Below are 13416 nucleotides of genomic sequence, written 5' to 3' on the forward strand. Positions count from 1 at the left end.
TTGCCTGACACATTGGTCTGTTAAGGGCGCGCAGATGTCCCTCTCAGCCAAGAGTCCCCGGTGACCAAAGATCTTGACGACCGTATGCATTTTGCCATCGACCTGGCGCGGCGCGCCGGCGAGCTGGGGCTGAAATATTTCCGCGACCTCGACAATCTGACCGTCGAGAGCAAGGGTCATCAGGACCTGGTTTCGGAAGCCGACCGCGAGGTCGAGCTGTTCATCCGCGCGGCGATCGCCGAGGCCTATCCGCAAGACGGCATCGTCGGCGAGGAGCACGCGGCGGTTACCGGAACGACCGGCCATGTCTGGGTGATCGACCCGATCGACGGCACCGCCAATTTCGTGCGCGGCATTCCCGCCTGGTGCGTGGTGATCGCCTGCGCCAGGGACGGCGAGACGGCGGTCGGCGTCATCCATGAGCCTTCGACCGACGAGACGTTCTACGGCCGCCTGGGCGGCGGCGCCTTCCTCAACGGCAAGCCGATCAAGACCAGCAATGCGGCGTCGCTTTCCGACGGCGCCGTCGGCACCGGGCTTTCCAACCGCGCCTCGACCAAGAATGTCGTCATTCTCATCAGCCTGATCATGGCGGAGGGCGGCGTCTTCTACCGCAATGCTTCCGGAGCGCTGATGCTTGCCTATGCGGCGTCCGGCCGGCTGCTCGGCTATGCCGAGGAGCACATGAACGCCTGGGATTGCCTCGCCGGCATGCTGCTGGTCGAAGAGGCCGGCGGCACGGTGCTCAGAGCGGATCCGAAGACTGTGGTCGGCCAGGGCACGCAGGTCATCGCCGGCGGCAAGCGCATCTTCCCGAGATTGCAGGCGCTGTGCGCGGAGGCCTTCGAACCTACGCACTGACGCTCTGCGCGACCGCGCCCAGCGGCCGGCAGGAATTGCGGATCATCAGCCGGCCCTTCAGCACCAGCTTGCGCGGCGGCGCGTCGCGGTTGCCGGCCAGTCGGTCGAGCAGGAGGTTCGCCGCCTGCTCGCCGATCGCCTGCACCGGCTGCGCCACCGTGGTCAGCTGCGGCACGAACACGTCCGACCAGGGAAAATCGTCGAAGCAGGCGACCGAAATGTCCTCGGGGCAAGAGAGGCCGATGTCGCGGATCGCCTTCATCGTGCCGATCACCATCGGGTTGTTGGCCGAGAAGATCGCGCTTGGCCGGTCGTGCAGCGACAAGAGCTGCATGGTCGCGTTGTAGCCGTCGATCTCGTGGAAATTGCCGGAGCGTATGAGCTCCTCCGCCACAGGCAAGCCGGCCGCCTGCAGCGCCTCGCGGTAGCCGATCATGCGGTCATGCATGGGGGATATGTCGGAGGTGCCGGTGATGTAGCCGATGCGGCGATGGCCAAGATGGATCAGATAGGTGACGGCGTCGAACACGGCGCGCTGGTTGTCCAGCACCACCGCGTCGGTATCGACGCCTTCGCAGAGACGGTCGAGCAGCACCACCGGCACATTGGCGTCCTCGACGATGCTCTTCAGGATGCCGCCATCGCCGACGCGCGCCACGATCAGCCCGTCGACCATGCGGTCGAGCAAAAGACGTATCTGCTCGTCCTGCGTGTTCAGATCCTCGTCGGTACAGCACAGCATGACGGCATAGCCGGCGCGGTCGAAGGCCTGCTGGATGACCGAGACGACGTCGGTGAAGAACGGGTTGGTGATGTGCGGCACGGTGAGGCCGATGGTGCGCGTTGTGCCCATTTTCAGGCTGCGGGCAATGGCGTTGCGCTTGTAGCCGATGTCGCGGATCGCCTGCTCGATGCGTTGCGTAAGCTCGGGACTGACGGTGGCGGTACCGTTGAGCAATGCAGAGACGGTGGCCACGGACACACGCGCCGCCTCAGCCACATGTAGCATGGTCGGCGCCGTGGATTTCCGCTGTTTTTTCCGCCCTGACGCCATCATTTTCGAAACGTTTAGCCGCCCATCTTTGACTGAACCTACGTAAAGCCGCCATTTTCCGCAAGAATTGAAATGCATCAATCCTAAGCAACCAGATAGGCGCTTGACACGTTCGAAACGTTTAGATTAGCGTTTGGGCGATAGAAGACGACGGAGGGAGGCCGTCCTTTGTCATGCAGCGCGCGGATTCCATAACGACTGGCAATGCGGCTGCCGATGGTCCCGCCGTCGTCCTCAGCGCGACCAGCATCTCCAAGCGATTTGGCGGCATCACTGCGCTGTCCGATGTGAGCCTGGACCTCAGGCCCGGCGAAGTGCATGCGCTGATGGGCGAGAACGGCGCCGGCAAGTCGACGCTGATGAAGATCCTCTCGGGCGTCTATACCGACTACGAAGGCACTGTCGCCATCGACGACCAGGCGGTCCGTTTCGCCGGCGTTCGCGACGCCGAGGACGCCGGCATCGCCATGATCCATCAGGAGCTCAACCTCGTCCCCGAGCTCAGCGTCGCCGACAACATCTTCCTCGGCCGCGAGAAGCTGATCGCCGGGCTGGTGGTGGACCGCAAGGCGAGCAGCCGCGCGGCAAAAGCGTTGTTGCAGCGTCTCGGCATCGAGCTCGATCCGGAAGCGCGCGTCGGCCGGCTCAGGGTCGGCGAGCAGCAGCTGGTGGAGATCGCCAAGGCGCTGTCGAAATCGGCGCGCATCCTGATCATGGACGAGCCGACCTCGGCGCTGTCGCCGGCCGAGTGCGAGCGACTGTTCCGCATCATCCGCCAGCTTGCGGCAAGCAGCGTCGCCATCGTCTACATCTCGCACCGCATCGACGAGGTCATGCATCTGGCGAGCCGGGTGACGGTGCTGCGCGACGGGCGTCACGTGCTGACCAACGACATGGCGGCGCTGAACGAAGACGCCATTATCTCGGCCATGGTCGGCCGCGATCTTATGGCGTCCTCCGATCATCAGCGCGGCGCCGGCGGTAAGGCGGTGCTGTCGGTCAGCGACCTGTCGCTGTCGAAGCCGGACCGGCATGGCTGGCGCAGCGTGATCGAGGGCGTGAGCTTCGATCTTTCGGCGGGCGAAATCCTCGGCATAGGCGGGCTGCTGGGTTCCGGCCGCACCGAAATCCTGGAAGCGATCTTCGGCTCCAGCGACGGCCGCACGGGCGGCGAGATCAAGCTCGACGGCGCGCCGGTCGAGATCGGCTCGCCGCGCGAGGCGCGCCGGCTGGGCATTGCCTTGGTCACCGAGGACCGCAAGACGCAAGGCCTGCATCTCACGGCCTCGATCACCGACAATGTCGCGCTGCCGCTGGTCGGCGCGCTGGCGCGCTTCGGCCTGCGCTCGCGCTCGGGCGAGCAAGGCCTGGCGCGCGAAGCGGTGAGCGCGCTCGGCATACGCTGCGAGAGCATCGAGCAGGCCGCCGGCACGCTGTCGGGCGGCAACCAGCAGAAGGTGGTGATCGGCAAATGGCTGGCGACGCGGCCGCGCGTGCTCCTGCTCGACGAGCCGACGCGCGGCATCGATGTCGGCGCCAAGCGCGAAATCTACGACCTCATCTTCAAGCTCGCCGGCGACGGTCTGGCGATCGCCGTGATCAGCTCGGAACTCCCCGAGCTCCTGCATCTGGCCGACCGCATCCTGGTCATGGCGGAGGGCCGCCAGCGCGGCATCCTGTCCCGGACCGAAGCCAGCGAGGAGGCGATCATGCGGCTTGCCGCGCCCAGAAGGACCGCGAGACCTGCCGCATGAACCTCATCAGCCTTGTCTCCCGCACCAAGCTTTACTGGGGGCTGATCGCCATCTTCCTGATCGGCGTGTTCGGCTCGCCGATCAGTTCCAAGGGCAACAACATCTTCCTGTCCTACGGCAACCTGCTCGACGTGCTGCGCCAGGTGTCGACCACCGGCCTCATCGCCACAGGGATGACGGCGGTGATCCTGACCGGCGGCATCGATCTGTCCGTCGGCTCGCTGATGGCGATCTGCTCGGTGGTCTGCGCCATGCTGCTCACGGTGCCCGGTGTCACGCCGTCGGCGGCGCTCGGCGTGCCGACGACCGCGCTGGTGGCTCTCTGCCTCGGCGCGCTCGTCGCCCGGTTCATCCTGCTCAACATCCAGAAATCCCGCGCCGGCGGGGACGCCGGGCGCGACGCGCGGCTGGACACGACGCGCGGGCTGATCATCCCGGGCGTGGTCGGCGTGATCCTTTGCTGCCTCTCGCTGTGGTACCTGCTGCCGCAGGTCGAGACCAAGTTCGGCGTGCTCGGCGTGCTTCTGGTGGCGCCTTGCGTCGGCCTTCTGTTCGGCACCATCAACGGCTTCATCATCGTCGCCGGGCGGCTGCAGCCTTTCATCGTCACGCTGGCGATGATGGTGACCGCGCTCGGCATCGCCAGGCTGACGGCCGGCCAGAACAACGCGGTGCTGCCGGTCTATACCGGCTCCAACGCCACCGAGGAGTTCGAGATCCTGCGCTCGCTGGTGTTCGGCGTCGTGCCGATGCCGGGCCTGTTCTTCCTCGGCGCGGTCGTGATCTACGGCGCGGTGCTACGCTTCACGCCCTTCGGCCGCTATGTCTACGCCATTGGCGGCAATGAGGAGGCGGCGCGGCTTTCGGGCATCGCCGCCGGGCGCGTCAAGATCGCCACCTATGCGGTGTCCGGCCTGCTCGCCGGTATCGCGGCGGTGCTTTACGTGGCGCAATACCGGCAGGGCAAGCCGGATGCCGGCGCCGGGCTCGAGCTCGACGCCATCGCCGCCGTGGTCATCGGCGGCACCAGCCTGATGGGCGGGCGCGGCAGCCTGGTCGGCACCTTCTGCGGCGTGCTGATCTTCGGCCTGCTGTCCAACATCCTGCAGCTGCACAACATCAATTCGAACCTTCAGCTGGTGCTGAAGGGGGCGATCATCATCGGCACCGTGCTCGTGCAGGAGCGCAACGCCGGCGACATCTTAAGCTATCTGCGCCTGCCCGGCAGACGGGCGGCGCAAAAGGAAACGGCCGCGGCCAAGCGGCCGTCACAGGAGACCTCGTCTCTATAATCCGGAGGAAACAGGACCATGAAACGACGTGAAATGCTGAAGCTCGCCACTTTCGCGGCGGCACTTCTGACGACCACCGCTCTTCTGTCTGGCAACCATGCCTTTGCCCAGGACAAGAAGTGGAAGATCGGCTTCTCGCAGGTGACGACCATCGAACCCTGGCGCGCCCAGTTCAACAAGGACATCATCGCCGAGGCCGCCAAGCATCCGGAAGTCGAGCTGATCATCACCGACGGCGAGGACAAGACCGAGAAGCAGGTCGCCGACGTCGAGAACCTGATCCGCCAGGAGGTCGACGCGCTGCTGGTGTCGCCGAAGGAATCGGCCGGCCTCACCGGCGTCGTGCAGCAGGCGATCGACGCCAAGATCCCGGTCTTCGTGCTCGACCGCAACGTCGACACCAAGGACTACACGCAGTTCGTCGGCGGCGACAACAAGCTGATCGGCCGGGCTGCCGGCGAATATGCCGTCGAGCTCCTAGGCGGCAAGGGCAAGGCCGCCGGCAACGTCGTGGAGATCTGGGGCGGCATGGGCACCCAACCGGCGCATGACCGCCATGACGGTTTCCATGAGTTCACCGACAAGGAGCCGGGCATCAAGTATCTGCTCGACCAGCAGTCGGGCGACTGGAAGCAGGACCAGGCCTACAACATCATGGCCAACGCGCTGAAGACCAACGAGAAGATCGACCTCGTCTACGGCCACAACGACCCGATGGCCTATGGCGCCTATCTCGCGGCCAAGGATGTCGGGCGCGAGAAGGACATAAAGTTCATCGGCATCGACGGCCTGCCCAACGAAGGCGTGCAGATGGTGAACAAGGGCGAGCTGACGGCGACCTTCACCTATGTCACGCCGGGCGCCGAGGGCCTGCGCCAGGCGATCAAGTTCCTCAACGGCGAGAAGGTCGAGAAGACCATCACGCTGCCGACGGAAAGGATCACCAAGGAGAACGCCGCCAAGATCCTCAAGGACAACGGGCTCTAAGTCCGGAACCCTGCCGGGCCACGCGCCCGGCAGGGTTTTGCCCGAGCGCGAGGCGCTCCCCATTCCTTGCCGGCGGATGCGCGTAGCGTCGCCGAGACGCCGATTTTCCGGCCTTTCGCGACCGAAAGTCACGCCCGCCGAGGCAAGCGTTGCCCTCGCCGGATGACGGCTGCACGCACCGCCAGCGGCGCCACGTCCAAAAAAGCCAGCCGGAACAATGCAATAGCGCGGGCTCGCGCCCATCGCGCCGCTAAGCGCGGCGGATCGCCTCCCAAACCTTGCCCGAGACAATGAACAGCTTGCGCAGAATGCTTGCGCCCCGTATCGGCTGTTCTTATATACGCCCCAGCCGTCCCGGCCCCCGAAAACCGGTGACCAAGACGGGATTTCTTGTGAACAGGGGCTTTCGTCGGAACGCCTTTTGAAGGGTCCTGAGAGCCTGCTTAGAGGAGAGACTAGAACAATGGCAAAAGTTATCGGTATCGATCTCGGCACCACCAACTCCTGCATCGCCATCATGGATGGCAAGGACCCCAAGGTGATCGAGAATGCTGAGGGCGCGCGCACGACGCCTTCGATCGTCGCCATCTCGAATGACGGCGAACGTCTCGTCGGCCAGCCGGCCAAGCGCCAGGCGGTCACCAATCCTGAAAACACCATCTTCGCGGTCAAGCGCCTGATCGGCCGCCGCTATGACGACCCGGTGACGGAGAAGGACAAGAAGCTTGTCCCCTACAAGATCGTCAAGGGCGACAATGGCGACGCCTGGGTCGAGGCCGGCGGCAAGAAGCAGTCGCCCAGCCAGATCTCGGCCATGATCCTGCAGAAGATGAAGGAGACGGCGGAAGCCTATCTCGGCGAGAAGGTCGAGAAGGCGGTCATCACCGTACCAGCCTATTTCAACGACGCCCAGCGCCAGGCGACCAAGGACGCCGGCAGGATCGCCGGCCTCGAGGTGTTGCGCATCATCAACGAGCCGACGGCCGCAGCCCTTGCCTACGGCCTGGAAAAGAAGGACGGCAAGACCATCGCCGTCTATGACCTTGGCGGCGGCACGTTCGATATTTCCGTGCTCGAGATCGGCGACGGCGTCTTCGAGGTGAAGTCGACCAATGGCGACACCTTCCTCGGCGGCGAGGACTTCGACATGCGGCTCGTCGAATATCTGGCGGCCGAGTTCAAGAAGGAACAGGGCATCGACCTCAAGGCCGACAAGCTCGCGTTGCAGCGCCTGAAGGAAGCGGCCGAAAAGGCCAAGATCGAGCTGTCGTCGACGACGCAGACCGAGATCAACCTGCCCTTCATCACCGCCGACGCCACTGGCCCGAAGCACCTGACGATGAAGCTCACCCGGGCGAAGTTCGAAAGCCTGGTCGAGGACCTCGTGCAGCGCACGATCGAGCCCTGCAAGGCGGCGCTCAAGGACGCCGGCCTGAAGGCCGGCGAGATCGACGAAGTGGTCCTGGTCGGCGGCATGACCCGCATGCCCAAGATCCAGGAGATCGTGAAGCAGTTCTTCGGCAAGGAACCGCACAAGGGCGTCAACCCCGATGAGGTCGTCGCGCTCGGCGCCGCCATCCAGGCCGGCGTGCTGCAGGGCGACGTCAAGGACGTGCTGTTGCTCGACGTGACGCCGCTGTCGCTGGGCATCGAGACGCTGGGTGGCGTGTTCACCCGACTGATCGAGCGCAACACGACGATCCCGACCAAGAAGAGCCAGACTTTCTCGACCGCCGAGGACTCGCAGTCGGCTGTGACGATCCGGGTCTTCCAGGGCGAGCGCGAAATGGCGGCGGACAACAAGCTGCTCGGCCAGTTCGACCTGGTCGGCATCCCGCCGGCGCCGCGCGGCGTGCCGCAGATCGAGGTCACCTTCGACATCGACGCCAACGGCATCGTCAACGTCTCGGCCAAGGACAAGGGCACCGGCAAGGAGCACCAGATCCGCATCCAGGCTTCGGGCGGTCTGTCCGACGCCGACATCGAGAAGATGGTGAAGGACGCCGAGGCCAATGCCGACGCCGACAAGAAGCGCCGTGCCCTGGTCGAGGCCCGCAACCAGGCCGAAGCGCTGGTGCATTCGTCCGAGAAGTCGCTGAAGGATTATGGCGACAAGGTCTCGGATGCCGACCGCACCGCGATCTCCGACGCCATCGCCGCGCTGAAGACCGCTGCCGAAGGCGACGATCCGGCCGATATCGAGGCCAAGTCGCAGTCGCTCGCCGAGGCTTCGATGAAGCTCGGTCAGGCCATGTACGAGGCCTCGCAGAAGGAAGCGGCCGAAGCCGACGCCAAGGCGGATGCCGCCAAGGATTCGGACGTGGTCGACGCCGACTTCGAGGAAATCAACGAAGACGACGACAAGAAGAAGTCGGCCTGAGCCGGCTGATGGCGAATAAGTGCAAAAGCCCGGCGCAAAGCCGGGCTTTTTTGCAACCCCAATCGAAAAAGTGACGGAAAAACCCGGAGCGACCCTGGCTTGGCTCTAGCATCCGGGAAACATCGCTCCTAAATCCAAGGCCATGCCGGCAAACGTCGCCAACAATGCTTGAAGACATTGAGCATCCGGACAGCGGGAAAAAATGAAAGCTGATTTCTACGAAACGCTGGGCGTGCAAAAAGGCGCCGACGAGAAGGAACTCAAGAGCGCTTTTCGCAAGCTCGCCATGCAGTTCCATCCCGACCGCAACCCCGGCGACCATGCCTGCGAGCACAAGTTCAAGGAAATCAACGAAGCCTACGAGACGCTGAAGGATCCGCAGAAGCGCGCCGCCTATGACCGCTTCGGCCACGCCGCCTTCGAGGGCGGCATGAACGGCGCCGCGCACGGCTTCGGTGCCGGCGGCTTCGCCGACATCTTCGAGGATATTTTCGGCGACATGATGGGCGGCCGCCAGCGCCGCTCGTCGGGTGGCCGCGAACGCGGCGCCGACCTGCGCTACAACATGGAAATCACGCTGGAAGAGGCCTTTTCCGGCAAGACCGCGCAGATCCACGTGCCGGCTTCCATTTCCTGCTCGGAATGCTCCGGCAGCGGCGCCAAGCCCGGCACGCAGCCGGTGACCTGCTCGATGTGCCACGGCCACGGCAAGGTGCGCGCCACGCAAGGCTTCTTCTCGATCGAGCGCACCTGCCCGCAATGCCAGGGCCGCGGCCAGACGATCAAGGACCCCTGCCCGAAATGCGCTGGACAGGGCCGCGTCACCGAGGAGCGTTCGCTGTCGGTCAACATCCCGGCCGGCATCGAGGACGGCACCCGCATCCGGCTTGCCAATGAGGGCGAGGCCGGCCTGCGCGGCGGACCGTCCGGCGACCTTTACATTTTCCTGGCGGTGAAGCCGCACGAATTCTTCCAGCGCGACGGCGCCGACCTCTATTGCAAAGTGCCGATCTCGATGACGACGGCCGCCCTTGGCGGCTCGTTCGAGGTCACCACGCTGGACGGCACGCAGACCAAGGTCAAAGTGCCGGAAGGCACCCAGAACGGCCGCCAGTTCCGCTTGAAGGGCAAGGGCATGCCGGTGCTGCGCCAGCCCAATGTCGGCGACCTCTACATCCAGACGGCGGTCGAGACGCCGCAGAATCTTTCGCGCCGCCAGCGCGAATTGCTGGAAGAATTCGAGCAGCTCTCCTCGAAGGACAACTCGCCTCAGTCGAGCGGCTTCTTCGCCCGCATGAAGGACTTCTTCGAGTCGTTCGGCGAAAACTGATCGTCACGCCCCGCATTGCGCACGGCTTGGGAGGGGCGATCCGCTTCCCAAGCGTCATCAACATCTTATGCCAGCTTGACGCCTTGCCTTGTCCCCCCCACCTGCTAAGTAGCGGATCGGGGGCGAGCATTGAGGAGAGCTCTGATGGCACGTAGTCCCGGATTGCGCAAAGCGCTGGCGGAAAAATTCGACGACGAGCTGAAGTTCTTCAAAGGCTGGATCGACAAGCCGAAAACGGTCGGCTCGATCGTTCCGACCAGTTCCATCACCGCCCGCAAGATGGCCTCGATCGTCAATCCGAGATCTGGCCTGCCCGTGCTTGAAGTGGGGCCCGGCACCGGCGTCATCACCCGCGCCATCCTCGCGCAGGGCGTGAAGCCGGAAAACCTCTACGCCGTCGAGTATTCGACCGATTTCGTGCGCCACCTGCGCGGACTCTATCCCGGCGTCAACGTGATCGAGGGCGACGCCTTCAATCTCAATGCCACGCTCGGCGACAAGCGCGACATGGTGTTCGATTCGGTCGTCTCCGGCGTGCCGCTGCTCAATTTCCCGGTCGCCCAGCGCATCGCCTATATCGAAAGCCTGCTCGACCGCATTCCCGCCGGACGGCCGATCGTGCAGCTGACTTACGGTCCGCTGTCGCCGATCCCCGCCGGCCGCGGCGACTACACGGTCGAGCATTTCGATTTCATCTTCCGCAACATCCCGCCGACGCAGCTGTGGATTTATCGGCGCGCGGCGCATTAGGGATAAGGGAGCAGGGGAGTAAGGCAGTAGGGGAGTAGGGGAATGAACGTTCAGCTTCCGCACTTTCCCTACTGCGCTATTCCCTTACTCCCCTACTCCCTTAGCGAAGCAGGCCAATGGCAGTGATCCCACGAATCCTGGTCTTCGCCGGCTCGGTCCGGATCGGCGCCTATAGCGGCCGGACCGCCGATGTGGCGCAGAAGGAATTGGCCGTGCAGGGCGCGGAAGTGACTCGCATCTCGCTTGGCGACTATCCGCTGCCGATCATGGACGAGGACCTCGAAAAGGAAAAAGGCATCCCCGAGAACGCGCTCAGGCTCGGGCGTCAGATCGCCATGCATGATGGGCTTTTGATCGCGACGCCCGAATATAACGGCTCGATCCCGCCATTGCTCAAGAACGCGATCGACTGGGTGAGTCGGATACGGCGCGATGGCGGGCGTACGTCGAGGCCTTTGGCCGGCAAGCCGGTCGGGCTGTGCTCGTCGTCGGAGGGCAAGTTCGCCGGCATACGCTGCATCAACCATCTGCGCGCGGTGCTGGTGCGCTGCCAGATGGAGGTGATCACGCCGGAATGCTCGGTCTCCGAGGCTGACGAAGCCTTCGCCGAGGACGGACAGTTCAGGGACGCCAGACTACACCAATCGATGGAGCGCCTATGCCGTACACTGATGGAAACCTCGCGCATGCTGTCGACCCGGATCGAGGCGTGATCAATTTCGCGGAGGCCAACACGATGCGAGACAGGCTGATCGTCGGGCTCGACCTGCCGACGCTGAGCGAGGCCGAGAAGGCGGTGCGCGAGCTCGAAGGCGCCGTTTCCTTCTACAAGATCGGCTACCAGCTGGCCTTTGCCGGCGGGCTGGACTTCGCGCGGGAGCTCGCCAGCGGCGGCACAAAAGTGTTCCTCGACATGAAGCTGCTCGACATCGACAACACGGTCGCCAAGGGCGTCGAGAACATCGTCAAGATGGGCATGACGATGCTGACGCTGCACGCCTATCCCAAAACCATGAGAGCGGCTGTCGAAGCGGCCAAGGGCAGCGAGCTCTGCCTGCTCGGGGTGACGGTGCTGACCTCGATGGACGAGCAGGACATGATCGATGCCGGCTATGAATACGACCCGCACACCCTGGTGCTCAGGCGCTCCGAACAGGCGCTGCATGCCGGCATGGGCGGCGTCGTCTGCTCGGCGGAGGAGGCCGAAGCGGTGCGCCGGATCGTCGGACCCGACATGGCGGTGGTGACCCCGGGCATCCGCCCGTCGGGCAGCGACCATGGCGACCAGAAGCGCGTGGTGACGCCGGCGCAGGCGATCCGCAACGGCTCCAGCCACCTCGTCGTCGGCCGGCCGATCATCAAGGCGCCGGACCGCCGCGCCGCGGCCGAGGCGATAATCGCCGAGATGCAGTCGGCCTGAGGACCGGTTCTGAAACTCTACTCCGGCGGTCATCCGGCGGCGTTTTCTTCGCTTCCGGTGCTCACGTACTTTAAGTACGCTCCGCTTCGGTTCTCGAAAACACCACCAGCTGCCTCACCGGAGCGACTTTCGGAACCGGTCCTCGCTCCGGGCGCGCGCAAACAGGAGGAACGCATGCCCAAGGGTTATTGGATCGCTCGCGTCGATGTGCGCGACGCGGAGGGATACAAGGATTATGTCGCCGCCGCGAAGCTCGCCTTCGACCGCTTCGGGGCGAAATTCCTGGCGCGCGGCGGCGAGCACGAAAAGGCGGAAGGGCCGGGGCGCGCCCGCAACGTCATCATCGAGTTCGAAACGCTGGCCGTGGCGCATGACTGCTACCACTCACCGGAATACCAGCGCGCCGCCGCCATCCGCCAGAAAGTCGCCGATGGCGAGATCGTGCTGGTGGAGGGCGTTTAGCGAAAGAGCCTGTTGGCGGCTGCCTCCGCCATCGCATCGGCAAGGGTCATGCCCCATTGTCTGCGGCAGTAGTCGCGAAAATCGAAGCAGGGCAGGCCGGGGCAGACCTCGAACTCGATGAGGTGCACGGTGTCGTCGGCCTCGACCCTGAAGTCGACGGAAAAGACATCTTCAAGGCCGAGACCGCTTATCAGCCTCTGCGCGATGGCGCGGATTTTCCGATCCGCCTCCGGCTGGCTGGCGCCGACAGCCTCCAGCTCCGGCTCGACATAGGTGCCCGCATCCTTCGCGGCCTGGCCGGTCTCGCCATAAAGCGCCATCGAGTCGGCCATGGTCTGAAAATCGCCGCCGGAATCGACGAAGAAGATGCCAAGCGCTTCGATGCCGGTTTCGGGCTTCAGCCCAAGGAAGCTCGCGCGCACGTTGCGGCCGGCGACATAGGGCTGGACGACGACGTCGTCGCGATAATGGGAAAAGACGCGCCGGCTAAGCTCCAGCGCATGGCCGAGATCAGTGATGCGCGAATCCGGCCAGATGCCGATCTTGGCGCCGAGCCGATTCGGCTTGACGAACCAGCCCTTGGGCGAGGCCGGCGGCTCGACCAGCCATTCGCCATTGCGCGCCAGGCCGGCCTGCGGCGCCGGCAGACCGAGCGCGCCGAGCACGGCGCCGCAGCGCAGCTTGTCCTGGCAGAGCGCGAACAGCGAATCGTCGGCGCCGACGGTGCGCAGCCCGTTCAGCCGCGCCAGCGCCGGCGAAGCGCCGCCACGGAAATAGGCAATGCCGTCGGTCAGCGTCCAGACCAGCGTTGTGGCGGGATCGGCCTTTGCCAGAACCGGCGCCGCATCGTCGAGCTCGACAGGCTTGAAAGCGAGACCGCGCTTCTCGCAGGCGGCGGCGAGCAGGTTGAATTCGGGCGCAAGGTCGGTCGACTGCGCCAGATAGGAGGAGATTTCCAGGGCACGATCCGCCGGGTATCCGTCGGCGGACAGGCGGGCGAGACAGGCCTTTTCCGGCTCGTAGACGAGGATGAGGGTCGGCTGTGGCATCGAATGCTCCGGGCGAAATCAGGCGCTACCATCGCATGGCCGCAGCGGCCGGCTTGCGGGAAACCGACCGGCCTAAG

12 protein-coding genes are annotated in these 13416 nt (G+C 64.7%); 10 read left to right on the plus strand and 2 right to left on the minus strand.

Translation table 11 applies throughout. The annotated features are described in order from the left end of the window. Positions 1 to 60 precede the first annotated feature (60 nt). Entirely contained in the window at positions 61 to 861 is an 801-nt protein-coding gene (locus E5X34_RS14920; RefSeq protein ID WP_292565869.1) for an inositol monophosphatase family protein, read from the plus strand. Here the strand turns inward: E5X34_RS14920 and E5X34_RS14925 are convergent. Then, positions 851 to 1870, minus strand: a complete 1020-nt coding sequence (locus E5X34_RS14925) for a LacI family DNA-binding transcriptional regulator (protein WP_292565872.1) — start codon at positions 1868 to 1870, stop codon at positions 851 to 853. The genes E5X34_RS14920 and E5X34_RS14925 overlap by 11 nt on opposite strands. Positions 1871 to 2088: 218 nt before the next feature. Between E5X34_RS14925 and E5X34_RS14930 the strand changes: the two genes are divergently transcribed. The 9 genes from E5X34_RS14930 to E5X34_RS14970 all read left to right on the plus strand — a co-directional run bounded on the left by E5X34_RS14930 (position 2089) and on the right by E5X34_RS14970 (position 12290). Continuing rightward, entirely contained in the window at positions 2089 to 3669 is a 1581-nt protein-coding gene (locus E5X34_RS14930; protein ID WP_292565875.1) for a sugar ABC transporter ATP-binding protein, read from the plus strand. Further along, entirely contained in the window at positions 3666 to 4961 is a 1296-nt protein-coding gene (locus tag E5X34_RS14935; RefSeq protein WP_292565878.1) for an ABC transporter permease, read from the plus strand. Before E5X34_RS14930 ends, E5X34_RS14935 begins: the two co-directional genes overlap by 4 nt. A gap of 18 nt (positions 4962 to 4979) precedes the next feature. Then, positions 4980 to 5948, plus strand: a complete 969-nt coding sequence (locus E5X34_RS14940) for a substrate-binding domain-containing protein (RefSeq protein ID WP_042647345.1) — start codon at positions 4980 to 4982, stop codon at positions 5946 to 5948. A 463-nt stretch (positions 5949 to 6411) separates the two neighbouring features. Further along, positions 6412 to 8328: a molecular chaperone DnaK gene (dnaK, locus tag E5X34_RS14945; RefSeq protein ID WP_292565881.1), complete on the plus strand. Its 1917-nt coding sequence runs from the start codon at positions 6412 to 6414 to the stop codon at positions 8326 to 8328. Between the two features lie 202 nt (positions 8329 to 8530). Next, the gene (dnaJ, locus tag E5X34_RS14950; protein WP_042647343.1) at positions 8531 to 9658 is read left to right on the plus strand and encodes a molecular chaperone DnaJ; all 1128 of its coding nucleotides are present in this window, start codon (positions 8531 to 8533) and stop codon (positions 9656 to 9658) included. Between the two features lie 144 nt (positions 9659 to 9802). Further along, positions 9803 to 10408, plus strand: coding sequence for a phospholipid N-methyltransferase PmtA (gene pmtA / locus E5X34_RS14955; protein ID WP_140544800.1), 606 nt, complete (start codon positions 9803 to 9805; stop codon positions 10406 to 10408). 116 nt (positions 10409 to 10524) lie between these two features. Further along, entirely contained in the window at positions 10525 to 11121 is a 597-nt protein-coding gene (locus E5X34_RS14960; RefSeq protein WP_292565888.1) for an NADPH-dependent FMN reductase, read from the plus strand. Positions 11122 to 11144: 23 nt separating this feature from the next. Continuing rightward, a complete protein-coding gene (pyrF, locus tag E5X34_RS14965; protein WP_292565987.1) occupies positions 11145 to 11828 on the plus strand; it encodes an orotidine-5'-phosphate decarboxylase in 684 nt (227 codons plus the stop codon). A 174-nt stretch (positions 11829 to 12002) separates the two neighbouring features. Then, positions 12003 to 12290, plus strand: coding sequence for a DUF1330 domain-containing protein (locus E5X34_RS14970; RefSeq protein ID WP_292565890.1), 288 nt, complete (start codon positions 12003 to 12005; stop codon positions 12288 to 12290). Here E5X34_RS14970 and E5X34_RS14975 read toward each other — a convergent pair. Continuing rightward, positions 12287 to 13339 (minus strand): D-alanine:D-lactate ligase-like protein, encoded by a 1053-nt coding sequence (locus E5X34_RS14975; RefSeq protein WP_292565893.1) that lies wholly within the window; start codon positions 13337 to 13339, stop codon positions 12287 to 12289. The genes E5X34_RS14970 and E5X34_RS14975 overlap by 4 nt on opposite strands. Between the last annotated feature and the right edge of the window lie 77 nt (positions 13340 to 13416).

It is taken from the genome of Mesorhizobium sp. (genome assembly GCF_004963255.1).
In the GTDB taxonomy this organism is placed as follows: domain Bacteria; phylum Pseudomonadota; class Alphaproteobacteria; order Rhizobiales; family Rhizobiaceae; genus Mesorhizobium.

Excerpts from the sequence above, each read along its gene's own strand:
- E5X34_RS14925 (WP_292565872.1), bottom strand. The coding sequence starts at position 1,870 with ATGCTACATGTGGCTGAGGCGGCGCGTGTGTCCGTGGCCACCGTCTCT.
- E5X34_RS14930 (WP_292565875.1), top strand. The coding sequence starts at position 2,089 with ATGCAGCGCGCGGATTCCATAACGACTGGCAATGCGGCTGCCGATGGT.
- E5X34_RS14935 (WP_292565878.1), top strand. The coding sequence starts at position 3,666 with ATGAACCTCATCAGCCTTGTCTCCCGCACCAAGCTTTACTGGGGGCTG.
- E5X34_RS14940 (WP_042647345.1), top strand. The coding sequence starts at position 4,980 with ATGAAACGACGTGAAATGCTGAAGCTCGCCACTTTCGCGGCGGCACTT.
- dnaK (WP_292565881.1), top strand. The coding sequence starts at position 6,412 with ATGGCAAAAGTTATCGGTATCGATCTCGGCACCACCAACTCCTGCATC.
- dnaJ (WP_042647343.1), top strand. The coding sequence starts at position 8,531 with ATGAAAGCTGATTTCTACGAAACGCTGGGCGTGCAAAAAGGCGCCGAC.
- pmtA (WP_140544800.1), top strand. The coding sequence starts at position 9,803 with ATGGCACGTAGTCCCGGATTGCGCAAAGCGCTGGCGGAAAAATTCGAC.
- E5X34_RS14960 (WP_292565888.1), top strand. The coding sequence starts at position 10,525 with ATGGCAGTGATCCCACGAATCCTGGTCTTCGCCGGCTCGGTCCGGATC.
- pyrF (WP_292565987.1), top strand. The coding sequence starts at position 11,145 with ATGCGAGACAGGCTGATCGTCGGGCTCGACCTGCCGACGCTGAGCGAG.
- E5X34_RS14970 (WP_292565890.1), top strand. The coding sequence starts at position 12,003 with ATGCCCAAGGGTTATTGGATCGCTCGCGTCGATGTGCGCGACGCGGAG.
- E5X34_RS14975 (WP_292565893.1), bottom strand. The coding sequence starts at position 13,339 with ATGCCACAGCCGACCCTCATCCTCGTCTACGAGCCGGAAAAGGCCTGT.